Origin of the sequence: Spiroplasma endosymbiont of Villa modesta (assembly GCF_964030925.1) — a bacterium.
GTDB lineage: Bacteria > Bacillota_I > Bacilli_A > Mycoplasmatales > VBWQ01 > Spiroplasma_E.
This window is the reverse complement of sequence record NZ_OZ034992.1, coordinates 502,838-520,331: the sequence shown is the minus strand read 5'-3', so window position 1 is coordinate 520,331 and position 17,494 is coordinate 502,838. Positions and strand designations below refer to the sequence as shown.

The window sequence follows — 17,494 nt, the reverse complement described above, 5'->3', positions numbered from 1 at the left end:
AAATGAAAGATAAAGAAAATTATGTCAAATTAACAGTAAAACTGAGTAACACTATTGAAGCAAAATATTACGAAAAAGGTAATAAGGAATTATATTATAGTGTTCGTGGTCAATGAAATGGATTAAATTATGTTACTTTAATTTTTAATAAACCAAAACTTTATAACCGATGTATTTTATTAAACAAAAACGATGAAATTATTGTAACTGGTCAAATCTTTAACACTTTAAACATTCCTAAAAATCGTGCATTTTGTTCAATCAATGTTAAATGATTTAAAAAATGAAAAGAGTAAAAAATGATATTATGGACATATTCCGTAATTAAATTTAATTAATTGTCAATAAAATTGTTTTAAAACTATTTAGTGTTATTGAATATAGAAATAAATATTTTTTGAAAAAATAGTTTAAAAAATGAGTTTACATTTTAAACAAAAAATTGTTAATAATATTTTTATATTAACTCGATAAAAATTTAAATTTTAAAAAAATATTTTTAATATTTTTTTTATTTTAATGGTTTTATTTTATTAAAAATTTCACAAAGTAAGTTAAATCTTAAGTACATAAGTCTAAATTTAGATTTTCTACATTTATTTACTAAAATTTTGAATCTTTTCAATCAAGCAAAGACATGTTCAACTTTAATTCTAATTTTAGATACAATCTTATTGTATTTTCTTTCTTGTTTAGTTAATTTTTTATTTTTAGTTCTTTTAATTGGTATTATTGTATTTTTATAAATATTTTGTATACCTTGATATCCTAAATCACCAATAATTATTGTTTTTTCTGAAAATTCAAGATTTGAATTTTTTAATATTTGAAAATCATGCACTTTACCATTATCAGCAAAAATATCAACAATTTTTTTATTAAAAAAATCATATACAATTTGAAATTTTATAGAATACATTCAACTTTTACCAGAAAAATATTCTAACTGTAGTTTTTTTTAGTTGGTCTTCCAATTTCAATCTCAGTTGAATCAATTAAATAAAATTGAAATTCATTTGAATTTTCTTGTTTTTTATCAATTTTTAATTTATATCTTTCTTTTAAAAATTGGTAATCTTTGTGGTTACTAAGTTTATTTTCTACTCAAGTAATATTTCGAAAACAACTTGATGGACTCATTTTAGATTTAATACTCATTTGAAAAAAAGTATAATATTCTTTTCAGTATAATAAAGTCATCATTAATCTTTCTTCTACTGAAAGTTTATTTTTTCGACCTTTATTTTTTTCTAATTTTTCTATTTCAATTAATTTTTCTAACATTTCATTAAAATGAAAACGTTTTATACCAAAATATCTGTAAAATTCTTCATTTTTTATTTTTTTTAAATTTTCAAAAATCATTTTTATCAACACTTTTCTAAATTTATTGTTAATAACAAAATTATAAAATAAATTTTAAAATTATAATTGACTTTTAAAAAATTTAATTACGGAATATGTCTTATGAAAAATTTTATTAATAGCACCAATATTAATAACAAGTATAACACTAATAATATTTTTAATTTATATAATTAAAGATTTAAAAAATGAATATAAAATATTGAAAATATTAAGTGAAATTTCTAATCAAATTAAAAATAAGGAGAATAATTAATGATAATATTACCTACTTTGTTTGAAAATAAAGATGAAATTGAAATATTATCACCATTTCCAAAAGCAATTCATACAAGTAATGATATTAGAGCAATTATTTTAAGACAATACCCAAATGTTAAATCAAAACACATAATTGTTTCTGACCCCGAAAGTAATGTTGCATTAATAGTTGATGATAATGATGTTTATCAAGGTTGAATTAAAGTAACAATTAAAAAATTAGAAAATTAAAGGAGATTAAAATGCCAAATATAGAAAATCAATCAAATTATACTTTAACTAAATTAATTAGAACTGGTATAAGTCCTATTTGTGCAATGATTGGTACAAGTGCTTATTATGGTCAAGTAATTGCTAATCCAATATTAGGTTCAATTAATAGTTTATTATTTGGTAAAAAATTAGGTTTAGATATTTGAAATTTAAATCAAAGACCAAATACTAAAACTAAATTAATTAATAGTTCTAAAAAAATAGCATTAGGATTAGGAACAATTGGTTTAGCAAATTATAGTAAATGAACAGAAAATAATATTAATCCTATTATTCCAACAACACCAATTCCAATAACTACTACAACCACAACAGAAGGTCCGCCATGATTACTATTAAATAAACAAGAACATCAGTCATTAATGGATTGAGATACTTATATTTCATTAAATACTTATGGTATTTCAAATCTTATTAGTGGATTAACTGAGTTAATACCTAATAAATTTGAAGCAATAAGAAAAATTTGTAATATGGCAACTGGTGGATGTTTAATTTCAAGTGGTGTTGCAATGGGTATTAATAATGATTTTAATAATGCTTATGCAGTACCTACTATTATTGCTGGTGCAAGTGAAATAATCCATAATTTACTACCTATGGAAACTACAAATCATATTCAAGAAATGCAAGAAACATCATTTAATGATGAAACTGCAAGATTAGTAAATGATAATAGATTCACAATTAATAGTGAAACAACTAGTCAATACGGTAGTGATAATATGAGCAAAGTAGCATTAAATCACGATAATGCTTCATTAAATTGAGATTATAATCACATGAGTTTATAAAGGAGGTGAGTAATTTATGAATAAAGAAAAATTAATTGAATATTATAATCACGAAATAAAAACACATAAAGAAAGGATGGAACAATTAAATAAAGAAATTTCTTTATTAGTAACTATTATAAGTAATTCACAATCAATGATTGAAAGAATTAATGGTGGGCAATTTGATGAATAATTAAAAAAAATAAAAATTGAAAGGAAAATATTCAAATGAAAGAATTTTTACATGAATTAATAATTATTGGAACAAGTGTTGGAACATTAATTTGCAGAGAAATTATTGTTTTATTAAAAAGATTTATCACAACTCCAAAACATGTTAGAGCAAATAACAAAATTATAAAACATCAAAAAAAATTAGCAAAATTAAACGAAAAAATTAATAAAGGAGAAAAATAATATGACAAAAATTGAATTTAATGAAAAATATAGAAAACAAGATATCAGTATTGATAGAGATTTTGATTTACATATTGATAATTGTTTTAAATTTTCTGATATTGATACATTAGAAAACGCAGTTAATGATTATAAAAAATTAATAAGTGAAATGCCACAATTAGTTAAAGATTGATTATTGGGATAAGATTAGGAGAATGTTAAATGTTAGAAAATGAAAATAATGTTCAACAAACAACTGAACCTTTAAATGAAAATAATGCTCAACAAGAAATAGAAAATAAAGTTAATGAAGCAGAAAATAAGTTAAATAAACTTAATCAAGAAATTAAAGAAAAAGAAATGATTAATATATTTAAAAAATATCAAGTTAAAACTGAATTTTATGATTATTTAAAATTTAAAACAAATAATATAGAAAATTCAAAAATTGAAGAAACTATTAAAAAATGATTAAAGAACAACCAATATTTAAACAAACAATTAATACAGGTGGCAATAAACAAATAATTATTAATAATAAAACAAATGATAAAGAAAATTTTTTAATTAATTATAAAAAGAAAAATTATTTATAAACGAAAGGAAGAAATAAAATGTCAGTACCATTTAATCAAAATTTAGACAATACAGAGAGATTAGTAGAAGCACCAGAATTTATAGAGTTTTTTAAAATTTCAAATAGTCCATGGGCAAACTTTTTTCCTACTGAAATTGTTGACTCAGTAAATATTGAATTTATTGTTAAAAAACAAAAAAAACCGGAAGTAAAAATTATTGCTTGGGATGATAAAAGTAAAAGATATGAATTACCATATGTTGATACAGATAAAATTAGTAAAAAAATAACTAAAAAATATCTTGCAGGAGAAATTATTGCAGATGTAGATTTAAAAGCAAATAATGGACAAAATTTATTAGATAGTATGCAATATGAAGTTGCAAATGATTTAGCAGATAAATTAGCAATTGATGATACACAAGCAATTGCAAAATTTGCTACTAAAATCGATATTGAAGATACAACACCAGTAGGCTATTTAAAATCAATGTTATCTGCTTGAAATACTTTGTTTCAATTTAGAAACATTGCAAATAGTAAATTTTTTATTACTAATGGTCTTTATGATAGTTTAGTTTATTTAGCAGATAATAAAGGTTTAATTACCGATAATCAGTTGGCACAACAATTACGTTTAAATGGAAATAATTTATATGTAAAAGGCGTATTATGTGAAATCGTTCTTGATGACTATATGATTTTTACTAATGATAAAAATGAACAACAATTAATGACCTTTGTTTTAGCAACACCAAGAGTGATGAAAAGATATATGATAGAAAATACAGTTATTTATGTAGATTTTATTAAAGATGATAAAGCAGGAAGAGCATATAAAGTTGCTGGTGAAGTTGTTGGAGAAGCAATCCCATATATTTCTAATAATGAAACAACTTCACGTTGAATGTTATGTGGAGTTATTAAAACAGAAAAAACTGATTTAAAAAATAAAATTACAAGTTTAACAACTGATATTACTGCAAATGTTAATAACAATAATAGTGAATTAAATACACAAATAAAAAGTACTAATGAACTTAAATCATTAAATCCAAATTTAACAAATCCAACTATTAAATATTTTAGTGATGCACAAAGTAAAACTAATATAAATAATCAAAAACAAAAAGCAGGTGACTTATATATAACTATTACTGCAAATGTTAATGATTTAAATTATAAAGGAACAACAAATCCAATTAAAATAACTCTTAAATAAAGGAAATTAATACCATGCCAATCGGTACAACTAGTACAGCAATACTATTAAATATAAATAAACCAAAACATACTAGAATAAGTAAACAACAAGAAAATAAAAGTTTTTGATGAGAAATTTTAGAAATGATTGGTGTACAAGTAATAGCAGTAGCACTTGCTCCTTTTACTGGTGGGTTAAGTGAAAGTATAGCACTTGGATTAGGTGCAAGTGATTTAGTTGCTAGTATTAGTGCTGTTGGTGTAGAATTTTTAACTGATTTTACTATTAATCAAGTTTATGATTATTTAAAAGGAAATGTAACAGAGTTAAATACTTTCTTTAATATACTTCCTGCATTTGCTGGACTTAATAAAATTAGTCGTGGTTATCGTACAACTAAATTTATTAAACTAGCAGAAAAAACTAAAACATTAGAACAAGTTGGAATTAAAGAAGTAAAAAATTTACAAGAAATTATTAATCAAGTAAGTAGAAAAGAAATTTTAACAGATAAAATTATTGGTAATAAACGTTATTTAATGAATTATAGTTTTACTCCTAATCGTGAAACAGTATTACGAGATTTAGGTTATGTTGCTGAAAGACAATATAAGAATAATTTTCAAAAACTAGAAACAGAAAAATTAATGGAACACTTATTATTACAAAATACATTAATAAAATTAAGTCCACAATTAACTCCAAAATTTAAAATTAAAGATATTGAAAAAGCAAATAACTTTTTAAAAAAATTTAATACTGATTTAAAAAAAGTATTATCTATGAATCAGCATGATTGATTAAATTTAGTTCATACAATACATACAGAAAATAGATATGGAAAAACTTTAATTTTAGATTTACAAAAAATTCGTGCTAATGCTATTAAATTTAATTTTAAAAATAATGTTATTCATCAAATTGTTTTAAAAGCAAATTAAACTTTTAAATATTTTGATATTAGATTTTACTTAAAAAAAGGTTTTAATAAATTTTGAAAAGAAACACCATATTTTGAAAAATTACGAGAAAATATATATAAATTACAAGAAAAATTTGAAAAGTTAGAAAAACAAGCATTTGAAAAAATTAATAAATTAAAAGAAAAAGCAACTGATTTATTTACTAGTGCAGAAAAAAGAGCAATTAAACATGCACAATTAATTCCATTAAATTCACCAGTATTTATGGGTTGTAAAATTCAACCTTTATCATTAAATAAATGTGCAATTACTATTTATCATCACAATCCTAAATATAAACCAATTACAGTTGTTGATAGTATTCTTAAAGCGAAAACTTTTGTTACTCAAATACATCCATTTCATTGATATCGTTGATATAGTGGTTGATACATTGGTTATGGTGTTAATCGTAATAAATGATTAAAAGCAATAGCATTTGCTCCCCCAGTGGTGCAGCAAGTTATTAGAGATAGTTTTAAAGTATATAGAGAAATATTTAGAATAATAAGAACTTATCATAAAGTAGTAAATGTTATTAATAATCCTATTGAAAATATTAACAAATCATTTAAAAATGTTGGTTTAAAATTTTCAGTAAATACTTTATTTGGTACTGGATTATTACATCATTTAGAAAAGTTTGCATATAGTCAAGTTGTAGCAAAAAGTAAGAAAAAATTAAAAAAAGGCAAAAATAAAATACAAAAAGAAATTGAACATATAACACATAAAAAAACAAAAAAACATACTCATCATTATAAACAAGCATTTTTTAAGGAATGATAAATTATGATTAATAAACTTTGAACTGATGTCAGTCTTGAAAATTATAATAACTGATATCCATTAACTGGAAAAATTACAGAAACACCACCACAATATATCAATACATGACCTAATGTTAATGATTGATTTAAAACTTTTGCTATTCGTGCTCAAAATGATATTAATGCTTATCTTGATTTTATTTTATCTAAATTTCCTTTCGATAGTTTTAAAGATGAATTAATTAAAGAAACATTAAGAGATATGGTTTATGTTATGGTTGAACATTGAGTATTTAATCGTACACCAATTGAATTTAATGTTGATGCTACTATTCAATTTAATAATGGTACTCAATTTAGTGCAAATAGTACTCCTACAATTAATGTTTGAGATTTAGCACCTAGTAGAATGAAAATATGAGCAAGATTAACAGAATTAAAACAAATATTTTCAAGTTATAATGATGATGAAATAGATGTTGAAAAAATTGACTTAAAAGCATTTTATACTAGAAATCAAGTTGATGAATTAATTGAACAACAAAAAGAATTTACATTATCAAAACAAATTAAATTATATGATGATTTAGTTGATGATAATGATAATGAAATATATAGAGGTCCTGTTAGTAAATTTATTAATAAAGGTTATGTTGCAACAGATTACGATAAAGAAACTGAAACAATGATTTTAGATTGACCTGATGAAATTGGAACATTACCACCAGAAGCATTACAAAATAATCCACAAATTGGTGATTATACACATGCACCAACTTGTGATTTTTCTGCTAAACAACAAAAACGAATTACTACAAATGAAAATGAAATTACCAAATTAAATAATGAATTAATTAAAGCAAATGAAAATATTAATGATGTTAAAAATAATTGATTTAATATTGAAACTAGTCCCTTATGAAAAAAAGTTGAAAATAATAATATAGAAACATTTAAATGATATTTTATTAAAATCAGTTATCAATATTCAACAGAAAATAACTTTATGAAATTTTATAAAGTAATTAAAATTTATTTAAATAATATTTTTCATGAATTTGAATTGTTAAATGTTGATTCCATGACGCCACTTGCCACTTGCCACTTAGCCCTTTTTACTAGACCATTAATTTAAAAAACCTGAATGTATTCTAAAAACAATTGTGTTATATAATTAACACTAATTTTAACCTGAAAGGATTTTTATTAATGGATAAAATTAAACAAATAGCATTAGTAATTAACAAATTAAATATCAAAGAAAAAATTAAAATTATTGATGATTGTAAAAATCAATATTCAATTAGAAACCTATGTCAATATCTTCAATTAAACAGATCAACATATTACTTTTTAAAAAATAAACAAAAACCTATTAAAAAAGAAGAAAATCATATTATTAAATGCAATCATAAATATCAAAAAATATGCCAACTTTTAATCGAATTTCATTCTACAAGAAAAGGCAGAATTTATGGATATTTAAGAATTTTTTCAGCTTTTAAAGAGTGATTAAAACAAGAAAAAAATATCATTTTAAATATAGAATTATCAATAAAACAAATGCGAAAAATTATGAAAGAACACAATATTCAAGGATTAAAACAAACTAAAAATAACTATCCTAAAAACAAAAAAAATCCAAATAAGTGAATACCTACAATGGATAAAGTAAACAAAGATTATAAAAGTACAACCTCTTCAAATCAAATTTGATCAATGGACACTAAACAAATAAATACTAAAGAAGGATGATTATATCTTTTTGTAATTATTGATTTTTATTCAAATAATGTTGTTAGTTATAATATTGCTCCTAATAAATCATATCAGGATTTAATTCTTCCTGCTCTTGAAAAAATCAACAAACAATTTTCTTGAAATCAAGTAAAAAATGTTATTTTACATTCAGATAACGCCAACGAATTTTATTGTCAGGATATCACAAAATGAGCAGAGGATAAACAAATAATTTTAAGCAAAAAACAACCTTATGATATTGGTGGTAATGTATTATCTGAAAACTGATTTTCTCATTTATCTCAAGAATGACTACCTAAAGGATCAAATCAATATTTATCCATCAATGAAGCTATAAATGATGTAAATCAATATGTTATGTTTTATAATTATGAAAGAATACATTCTAAATTTCTAAAACCACCAATTTTACAAATTAAAATTTAGAATTTTATATCAAAAATGGTCCAGTAATTAAGGGCCAACCACCAATTACTAGAAATGAAGTTTTTCAATCTATTAGTAAATAGAAAGAAGTTTTATTATGGGAGCTATAAAAATACCTGAAGCATTTTTTATTAAAGGTAATAATCCTACTGAAAATGCTATTTTAAGTGTACTTGAAGCACAAGTACGTGGTGAATTAACAAGTGAAAAATCAACAATGTTTATGCGTGGAACTTGTAGTGCTACTCAAATTGGTGAAATGGCTGGAGTTGCTATAGCAATTTATAGAGCTACAGTTCGTGTATTATGAGGATCAACATGAGATTGAAAAAATGGTACTAAAAGACAAAAAGGTGATGTTTATACAACTAAATTAGAAATTAATAAATATTTAACAATTGATTTTGAAATTCCAGAATTTGATATTGAAAGATTTATGAAATCACCAAAAGATATTGCAGTACAAATTGTTTCAAATTGAACAGCTTCATTTATGAGAAATTTAGGTGAAAATTTAGAATTAATATTTTTAAATGGTATTCAAGATTATGCTATTGCTAAATCATTAGTCTTACCTTTAGATTTAATTAATATGAATGCAGAACAAGCAAAAGAAGCTTATTATAAAATTTGAGCAAGAAATAATAAATTAATTAAATTAGTTAATTATATTACTGTAGGAACTAATAGAGAAGATTTAATGGGAGCAACTGGAATTGATAGTAATTTAGGTTTATCAAAAGCATTTACTGTTTTAAATTATAGTCAAATTTCAGCAGATACATTAGCATATGGTAGAAGATATACAAGTTTAATTGCTGGTATGGAATTTTGAGAAAGTTTTTATTTAGAACAAGAATTTATTCATGATACTGAAAAAGCAATGCATTTAGAAAAAGATTATAGTTTAAAAAATACACATGGTTTTGTAGTTAATAGATATATGTGAGGTATGCCAATTTCATTTACTAAAATAAGACAAAAATTAGATAATGATACAGATAATATTAAAATTATTGGTAAATGTTTATTTGCATTACCTAGTGCTATTAGACCAAATTTAATGTATTTAATTAGACCAACTATGCCTACAATTGAAGAAATAAAAGAAGCAAGAGCAAAAGATTTTTTAACTAATCCTAAAAATGAAAATGCAACTTATCAATCAACTTTATATGATGATATTAATAAATTAAATTTAGAAGATGTTATTTATTATAGAAATTTAGGAAAAATTACTATGGCTGGTGATAAACCTACTAATGATGAATTAGAAAATGCAATAATAAATGCTGGTAATAATGGTTATGAAAAAGGTAAAGCAAAATTTGATATTAAATCAACAAGTGCAACTATGACTGGTAATAATAGTGATTATTATGGAGTAGTAAATTTAGAATTTACTAAAAAATAATTATGGAATATATTTATAAATATTTTAATGAAAAAGCACATATTATTATTTATTCACCAAAACCAGAAGATTTAACTACTAGTAATGATATTAGAGCAATTTTATTAGATGAATATCCTAAATTAAGAAATGATTATTTTATAGTAAGTGATGTACATGATAATTTTGCAATATGTGTTGGTAATAATATAAATTGTCAAGGAACAGTTAGAATTCAAATTAAAAAAACTAATCAATTATCAAAAGGAGAAAATAAATATGCCACAACAACATTCTGAGACTACACAATTGAGTAACTATACTTTAACTAAATTAATAAGAACTGGTATAAGTCCAATTTGTGCAATGATAGGTACAAGTGCTTATTATGGTCAAGTAATAGATAGTCCATTATTAGGTTCAATTAATAGTTTATTATTTGGTAAAAAATTAGGTTTAGATATTTGAAATTTAAATCAAAGACCAAATACTAAAACTAAATTAATTAATAGTTCTAAAAAAATCTTATTAGGTTTAGGAACAATTGGATTAGCAAATTATAGTAAGTTTACTAATTCTTCCATTAATCCTAATCCAACTGAAAGTCCAATAACAACTACTACTATTGACCCATTTCCACCAGATTTATTATTTAGTAATCCAAATACTACTGATAATCATTTAATGGATTGAGATACATATATTAGTTTAAATGCTTATGGTATATCAAATCTTATTAATGGAATTCTAGAATTAATACCTAATAAATTTGAAACAATAAGAAAGATTTGTAATATGGCTACTGGTGGATGTTTAATTTCAAGTGGTGTTGCAATGGGTATTAATAATGATTTTAATAATGCTTATGCAGTACCTACTATTATTGCTGGTGCAAGTGAAATAATCCATAATTTACTACCTATGGAAACTACAAATCATATTCAAGAAATGCAAGAAACATCATTTAATGATGAAACTGCAAGATTAATAAATGATAATAGATTTACTATTAATAGTGAAACAACTAGTCAATATGGTAGTGATAATATGAGTGAAGTACCATTAAATCATGATAATGTTTCATTAAATTGAGATTATAATCACATGAGTTTATAATGTTACCTTTAATTATTGAATGAATATATTATGCATTAGCAAGTAATGATATTAAATTAGCATTAATAAATGCTTTAAAAACTTATTATAAAAATCAATCATTAAAAGCAGTATTTGATAGTGAAAATATTAGTGAAAAAGAAATACATCAACCATATAGTGTTTTTAATCCAAATATACTTAAAAAATTAACAAGTATATTAAAACCAAGTGAATTATCTATATTACAAAATGAAATTAATAAATTTAAAAATCCAATAAATAGTTTTAAAAATTATATTATGCCAACAGAAATTAGAACAGTTAAAAATTATGTTAATAAATTTAATAATTTATTTAAAGAAAATGAAGAAGAAATACCAAATAATGCATGAGAAGTATTATCAAGTTCATGATTTAAAAAAGGAAGATTTATTGTTGATAATAAAAATTTAAAAATTGGAACTTTAACAACATTATTTCAAAGTGATAATGATAAAAGACAAATATGATATGGTCCATATACTTATCCAACATTTCCACAAGAAATATGAATATTAATGACACAAGCAAAAGGTAAAAATGGTTCTGGTGCTGGAACAATATTTTGAAAATTTTGAAATAGAAAATGATTACCAAGTCAATTAAGAAAATATGTTAAAAGTGAATTATCAAAAAAAGGTAAATATTATGGTTCACAAGATACTAGTGTAATTTATCCAAATAATATTAATGTTCAAAAAACTATGCATTTTATTAATAGATTAGAAAAAGGTTTTTTTAAATTAAAAGAATATAAAAATTTATCTAAAAATGAAATTGGAAGTACACAATGAAGATATGAAAGAAAACAATTATTAAAAAATTCTTTACATACAAGAAAATATATAAAAATTAAAAGAAATTCTAATTTTTATAAAACATGAAAGTAGGTGGTTAAATGGAAATTCAAAAACCAGAGTGAAAAACAAGTTATTTAATTCCTTTTACTCGTGGTAGAAGAGATTATATTAAAGATAGAAAAATATATGATTTTAGTTTATTAAATGATATTCAAAAATTAAGAAAAAAACAATTAGATTCAATTAATTTATTATCATTTATATTAATATCTTTAATTATTACTTTATGAAGTACATTACCACAAATAATAATATTACCTAAATGATTATCATTTACAAAATTAGGTATGGAACATGTAGATTGAAAACATAATTGAGGTAATGCAATATGATTAACAATTGTACCTAGTATTGGTGGATTTGGTTTACATCATTTACCAAATAAAGCACCATCAAGAATTAAATTTATATTAAATTTAATAATTAAAATAATACCAATTTTAATATTAATTATTATTTGATATTTACCAAAAATAGAAAAAGAAATAAGAAAAATAAAAAAAGAAAAGGTGGAATAAAAAATGAATTTATCTACAACAGTAATATCAGCAGTATTAAGTGGAGCAGTTGCTAGTGGAGTAATTGTAACTATTGTTTTATTATTTTTATCAAAATTTATTAAAAAATCAAAACAATCAAATTTAGCAAAAGAATTAAAAAATAATAAAGAATTAGAATTTATTAAAGCAAATATTAAACAAATAAATTCTCAATTACAATTAGAAACTACATCAATTGCTAAATCTTTAGATAGTTTTAATAATGATGAAGAAAAGCAAGAAGTATTTAAAAATACTATTATTAGTCAAAGAGCTTCTAAAAAAGAATTATCAGAAAAAGATAAGAAAAAAGTAACTAAATTTAAAATTTAAAGGGTTTAAATACCCTTTATTTTACATTAAGGAGTAAATTATTATGGCTATTAAAGAACCATTAATGTTTATAACAATTGAAGAATTTAAAAATTGAAAAGGTTTTAATAAATTAGAATTTGATGATACTACAACACCAGATAATGAAATTTGATTTGCTATTTCAGTTGCAAGTAATAATATTGATTATTTAAGTGGACATTCTATTTCAAAAAAATGACCAGAAACTACATTAACAGAATTTACTGATGAAATACAAACTGCAACTGCATATTATGTTAGATTTTTATTAACAAAAGATAGTAATTATATTCGTGGTCAATCAAGTATTAGTCAAGGTGGTATGACTTATAGTGAAACTAATCCTACTGACCCTTATTTTATTGTTCCAGAAGTATTTAATTGTTTAAGAAAAATTAAAGAATATCCAAATATTACTGGTTTTAATTTAGATGTTTTACCTAAAAGAAATGATTTTTTTAGTAATTTTTATAGTAATTATGGTGAAGATAGTCCTTTTACAAGATATTTAGAATTAATAAATTTAAAAACAAATGATACAAGAGTAAAAATATATCCTAAAAATCCTAAATATTTAATTGGAACTCAATTATGAATTGATACTACTGGTATTAAATCATTTGATAATTTAACAACAATTGAATTATTTACTAAATATTTTAGTAATGATACTATGAAATTAGTTGATGGTAAAGAAGGTCAAGAAAAGAAAGTTATTAGTGCTACTGGTGGTAAAATAGATTTATCTGATTATTATAAAAAATCTGTTTTTATGAAAGGATATTTTACATATAAAGATGATAGAGACCAATTATGAATAAATGATGTTTCAAATAGTTCTCTTGCTATTTCATTATTACTTAATAATAGATATGATAGATTAGAAACTACTAATAAAACTATTGTTGGTGCTATTAATGAAATAAATAAAAAACAAGTTAAAGAAAATTGAAAAGTAATAGGTAAAAGTATAAATAATCGTAAATATGGTGATTTTAATCTTGCTTTTAATACTCTTTATAGAGTAATTATTACATGGGAATCTCCACCATTTCATCAAGTAAATACAAGAATAACAGTAGAATTTAAAACAGGTAATTATTTAGGTGGAATACATGGAAGTAAAATATTTCTTACAAAAGGTTTAATTAATAATGAAAAAGGTATTTTATATTTACAATTATTAGATATTAATAAATGACAATTAATTTTAGAAGGTGGAAATGAAAAATATGCAAATATTTTTTCATTAGAAGAATTACAAAATACAGTTAAAGTAGATATTATTCAACCTATAAAAATTACAAGTCATACTTTAAAAATAAATGAATTAAAAAATAATGAGATTAATATTGAATTACCAAATACTCCAACACCAACTCCAAATATTCCACAATGAAAAGAAGTAGGAACAAAAGTTAATATAAATCATATTAAATATACTTTTAAATCAAATACTAAATATAAAATTTATTATAATTTTGAAAGTCAATCAAGTAATAAGAAATTTGCTTTTATGTCTAAAGAATTTTTATACGGTGAATTGAATACTGATGTTCAAACATTATATTGAGATAAAGTTAATGATAGAATAATAATTTCTTTACAAATGCAAAATGATACCATTGCTATTGTTAGTGACCCTACAAGATATGGTCAACTTTTAAAATTAGAAGAATTACAGGAATAATATTATGAATAAAGAATTTACTTATTTACATGAAATTAGTTATTGATTATTAAATAAAAGTGATTTTACTCATAGTGAATATAATTTAAGTGGAAGTCGTTATTCAAGTAAAACATATAGTATTGCAGAAGAATTAGCAATATTAATTGCTATTTCAATTAAAGTTAATAAATCAATTGCTATATATTGTTTTAGAAAATTAAATAAAGATATTAATGAATTAACAAAAGAAATTGATGAAGCATTAATTAATATTGGTTTTGATTATAAAGATTTTACTTTAAAATATCCAAATAAACAAGCAGATTTTCGTTTTAAAGGTAGTAAATCATTTATTAGAGTTATGGGTGTATATAGTAATAGTAATGATAGAATACCACTTAAAGGGCTTTCTAGAAGTGAAATAAAAGGTTTTGATTTAGCAATTGAATGATGTGAAGAAGCAAATGAATTTAGTCAAGCAGAATTTCAAGCAATTACTTTTGCATTAGGTAATGCTAAAAAAACTATTAAAATAAGAAGTTGTAATCCAGATAATATTTATCAATATTTTATTGAATATATGAATAAACGTGTACCTTTTAATTTAGATTTAATGAAAGAAAATAATGAACAAATTAAATCAATAGAAGAAAATCAAATGTTTAAATTATTTCATTATTCAAATTGAAAATTAAATGAACATAATTTAAAACAAGATAAAATTAATGATTTAGAAGAATTAAAAGAATTAGACCCTATTAAAGCACAAAGTTGATATTATGGTGTACCTAGTGTTTTAACTGGTTCTATATTTGCAAGATATTTAGATAAACTTAAAACTGAATTAGATTTTAATGTTAATGAAATAGTTGGTGGTTTAGATTTAGGTTTTGCTACAAGTTCACAAGCACATCCTACTGTTGCTGTTTTATGTTTTATTGGTGAAAATGAAAAAACTAGAAGAATACATCAAGAAAGTGAATTTTATCATAGTAATGCAATAATGCAATTTAAAAATACATATGAATTAGCAAATAATATTATTGATTATTATTTAGATGAAAGTATTAAATTTCAAGCAATGAAATTTGGTTTTACTTGTTATGTTGATTATGGTAGTGGTGGATTAGCAGTTATTGATATTTTAAAAAAAGAAGTAGAAAAAAGACGAATTAATTGATTACATTTTACTCCAGTAGATAAAACTACAATGTATTTAAGAGATAGAATTGATTGAGATACTATTTGTATGATTAAAGGTATATTAAGTATTAATTGAAAAAGATGTCCTAATACACATGAAGAATTATCAAAAATGCAATGATTAGCAAAATCTAAATTAGAAAATTCAAATAATGAACCACAAATGCTTGATTTATATGATAATTGTTGAGACGCAAGAATGTATGCTTCAATGCATAAAATGAAATGATTAATTAATAATATTAATAATGAATTATTAATTAATAAAAATAAATTTTAGGAGTGATAAAAATGAATAATCCATTAGAATATCTTTCTTGTAATAGAAGAGAATGATATAGTGATATTCCTATGAGAATTGCTCAAAAATCAACTAAATTATGATTAGGTAAAGGTTTATTATTTGATAGTGAAAAAGATGAAATTTTAAAATATTTTACTAATAAAATTATTAGTGATAAATGATTTGAAAAATTATATAAATTTGGAATTCAAGAAAGTTTACTTGGAAAAGTATATATAATGCCTATTATTTATAAAGATAATAGTACAAGTTTAAAAGTATTACCTAATTCATTTGCTGGTAGAGTTGCTAAATATAATGAAGAAGAACAATGTGCAGAATTCTTTTTTATAAATGAACAAGCAGATAGTGCAACATTAACTTGAGTAATTGCTGAAAATGGAAAAATAAGATTTGAAACTTATAAAAATGATAATAAAAATGAAAAAGAAATTATTTTAGGAACAGCACATACAAAATTAAAACCAGAATTAACACCAAAATATAGTTATGAAATTAAAAATCCTTGAAATTATTTACCAATATTAGAAATAACAAATTTACCAATGGTTAATTTTTATGGTAATTCAACAACTTTAAATGCATATCCAGATACTTATCCAGTTTGAAATTTAATTGAATATTATCATAAATCTTATACTCAAAGAAATGTTGATAGAGATTTAAATGTTACAACTTTATTTGGTGCATTTGATAATGAAACTGTTAAAAATATGATTGAACATGGAAAAATTATTGATAATCCTAAAAAAAATATTGTAGTTAATGTTGGTACTGCTGGCTATAATAAATCTGGTGCTGGTGGTATGGAAGTTATACAAGGTAATTTTAAAGCAAGTAATTATATTTTAGATAAAGATGATTTAGGTAAAGATATATGAAATGGTGCAGGTTATGATTATAATGAATTTTCTGGTGTAAATTATGAAAATAAAACTAAATCATTATTTAATAATAAAAATGATATGGAAACTACAGAAACTAAAATAAGTCATTATTCATATTATTTTTATAGATTTTTTGATATGTTATTAATTCATGAAAAATTATGAGATGGTATTGGAGATAGACCTTATTCATTTAAATTTTTACCTATTGCTATGACTGACCAATTATTAAAACAAGAAATGATTAGTCAAAGATTAGCAGATAGAACAATGTCATATACACAAGCTATTGCTGAATTAGATGAAGTAACAAAACAACAAGCAAAAAAACATTGGACATATTCCGTAATTAAATTTAATTAATTGTCAAT

Annotated in this window: 23 protein-coding genes; 21 read left to right on the top strand and 2 right to left on the bottom strand. The window is 22.2% G+C overall.

What is annotated here, in order from left to right:
• Positions 1-2: 2 nt before the first annotated feature.
• Positions 3-296, top strand: coding sequence for a hypothetical protein (locus AAHM89_RS03355; protein ID WP_342265856.1), 294 nt, complete (start codon positions 3-5; stop codon positions 294-296).
• A 215-nt stretch (positions 297-511) separates the two neighbouring features.
• On the opposite strand, the gene AAHM89_RS03350 is transcribed toward AAHM89_RS03355, so the two are convergent.
• Together AAHM89_RS03350 and AAHM89_RS03345 are read right to left on the bottom strand one after the other, a co-directional pair.
• On the bottom strand, positions 512-919 hold the full coding sequence (locus tag AAHM89_RS03350; protein ID WP_339045908.1) for a transposase family protein: 408 nt from the start codon (positions 917-919) through the stop codon (positions 512-514).
• Between the two features lie 23 nt (positions 920-942).
• A complete protein-coding gene (locus AAHM89_RS03345; RefSeq protein ID WP_342266936.1) occupies positions 943-1,365 on the bottom strand; it encodes a transposase family protein in 423 nt (140 codons plus the stop codon).
• A gap of 255 nt (positions 1,366-1,620) precedes the next feature.
• Here AAHM89_RS03345 and AAHM89_RS03340 point away from each other — a divergent pair, with 255 nt between their 5' ends.
• From AAHM89_RS03340 to AAHM89_RS03245, 20 genes are all read left to right on the top strand, one after another.
• A complete protein-coding gene (locus tag AAHM89_RS03340) occupies positions 1,621-1,857 on the top strand; it encodes a hypothetical protein (RefSeq protein WP_342266935.1) in 237 nt (78 codons plus the stop codon).
• Between the two features lie 11 nt (positions 1,858-1,868).
• Positions 1,869-2,693 carry a hypothetical protein gene (locus tag AAHM89_RS03335; protein WP_342266934.1) on the top strand — a complete coding sequence of 275 codons (825 nt, stop codon included), beginning with the start codon at positions 1,869-1,871 and terminating at the stop codon, positions 2,691-2,693.
• Between the two features lie 16 nt (positions 2,694-2,709).
• Complete coding sequence (locus AAHM89_RS03330; RefSeq protein ID WP_174480221.1) at positions 2,710-2,868, top strand: hypothetical protein; 159 nt, start codon at positions 2,710-2,712, stop codon at positions 2,866-2,868.
• A gap of 35 nt (positions 2,869-2,903) precedes the next feature.
• The gene (locus tag AAHM89_RS03325; RefSeq protein ID WP_174481134.1) at positions 2,904-3,092 is read left to right on the top strand and encodes a hypothetical protein; all 189 of its coding nucleotides are present in this window, start codon (positions 2,904-2,906) and stop codon (positions 3,090-3,092) included.
• A 1-nt stretch (position 3,093) separates the two neighbouring features.
• Positions 3,094-3,279 carry a hypothetical protein gene (locus AAHM89_RS03320; RefSeq protein ID WP_281748210.1) on the top strand — a complete coding sequence of 62 codons (186 nt, stop codon included), beginning with the start codon at positions 3,094-3,096 and terminating at the stop codon, positions 3,277-3,279.
• Positions 3,280-3,296: 17 nt separating this feature from the next.
• Positions 3,297-3,602: a hypothetical protein gene (locus tag AAHM89_RS03315; RefSeq protein WP_342266933.1), complete on the top strand. Its 306-nt coding sequence runs from the start codon at positions 3,297-3,299 to the stop codon at positions 3,600-3,602.
• Between the two features lie 86 nt (positions 3,603-3,688).
• The gene (locus AAHM89_RS03310) at positions 3,689-4,873 is read left to right on the top strand and encodes a hypothetical protein (RefSeq protein ID WP_342266932.1); all 1,185 of its coding nucleotides are present in this window, start codon (positions 3,689-3,691) and stop codon (positions 4,871-4,873) included.
• A 14-nt stretch (positions 4,874-4,887) separates the two neighbouring features.
• A complete protein-coding gene (locus AAHM89_RS03305) occupies positions 4,888-5,796 on the top strand; it encodes a hypothetical protein (protein WP_342266931.1) in 909 nt (302 codons plus the stop codon).
• A gap of 246 nt (positions 5,797-6,042) precedes the next feature.
• On the top strand, positions 6,043-6,606 hold the full coding sequence (locus AAHM89_RS03300) for a hypothetical protein (RefSeq protein WP_342266930.1): 564 nt from the start codon (positions 6,043-6,045) through the stop codon (positions 6,604-6,606).
• A gap of 3 nt (positions 6,607-6,609) precedes the next feature.
• A complete protein-coding gene (locus AAHM89_RS03295; RefSeq protein ID WP_342266929.1) occupies positions 6,610-7,722 on the top strand; it encodes a hypothetical protein in 1,113 nt (370 codons plus the stop codon).
• A 74-nt stretch (positions 7,723-7,796) separates the two neighbouring features.
• Complete coding sequence (locus tag AAHM89_RS03290) at positions 7,797-8,774, top strand: IS3 family transposase (RefSeq protein WP_342265776.1); 978 nt, start codon at positions 7,797-7,799, stop codon at positions 8,772-8,774.
• A 97-nt stretch (positions 8,775-8,871) separates the two neighbouring features.
• A complete protein-coding gene (locus AAHM89_RS03285) occupies positions 8,872-10,188 on the top strand; it encodes a hypothetical protein (RefSeq protein ID WP_342266045.1) in 1,317 nt (438 codons plus the stop codon).
• A gap of 2 nt (positions 10,189-10,190) precedes the next feature.
• Positions 10,191-10,484 carry a hypothetical protein gene (locus AAHM89_RS03280; RefSeq protein WP_342265973.1) on the top strand — a complete coding sequence of 98 codons (294 nt, stop codon included), beginning with the start codon at positions 10,191-10,193 and terminating at the stop codon, positions 10,482-10,484.
• Positions 10,447-11,283 (top strand): hypothetical protein, encoded by an 837-nt coding sequence (locus tag AAHM89_RS03275; protein ID WP_342265972.1) that lies wholly within the window; start codon positions 10,447-10,449, stop codon positions 11,281-11,283. Before AAHM89_RS03280 ends, AAHM89_RS03275 begins: the two co-directional genes overlap by 38 nt.
• Complete coding sequence (locus tag AAHM89_RS03270) at positions 11,283-12,194, top strand: hypothetical protein (RefSeq protein ID WP_342265971.1); 912 nt, start codon at positions 11,283-11,285, stop codon at positions 12,192-12,194. Before AAHM89_RS03275 ends, AAHM89_RS03270 begins: the two co-directional genes overlap by 1 nt.
• A gap of 8 nt (positions 12,195-12,202) precedes the next feature.
• Positions 12,203-12,682 (top strand): hypothetical protein, encoded by a 480-nt coding sequence (locus AAHM89_RS03265; protein WP_342265970.1) that lies wholly within the window; start codon positions 12,203-12,205, stop codon positions 12,680-12,682.
• Positions 12,683-12,685: 3 nt separating this feature from the next.
• The gene (locus AAHM89_RS03260) at positions 12,686-13,036 is read left to right on the top strand and encodes a hypothetical protein (RefSeq protein WP_342265969.1); all 351 of its coding nucleotides are present in this window, start codon (positions 12,686-12,688) and stop codon (positions 13,034-13,036) included.
• Between the two features lie 43 nt (positions 13,037-13,079).
• Positions 13,080-14,747: a hypothetical protein gene (locus AAHM89_RS03255; protein WP_342265968.1), complete on the top strand. Its 1,668-nt coding sequence runs from the start codon at positions 13,080-13,082 to the stop codon at positions 14,745-14,747.
• A gap of 4 nt (positions 14,748-14,751) precedes the next feature.
• Positions 14,752-16,212, top strand: coding sequence for a phage terminase large subunit (locus AAHM89_RS03250; RefSeq protein ID WP_342265967.1), 1,461 nt, complete (start codon positions 14,752-14,754; stop codon positions 16,210-16,212).
• Positions 16,213-16,223: 11 nt separating this feature from the next.
• Positions 16,224-17,486: a hypothetical protein gene (locus AAHM89_RS03245; protein ID WP_342266928.1), complete on the top strand. Its 1,263-nt coding sequence runs from the start codon at positions 16,224-16,226 to the stop codon at positions 17,484-17,486.
• Positions 17,487-17,494 lie beyond the last annotated feature (8 nt).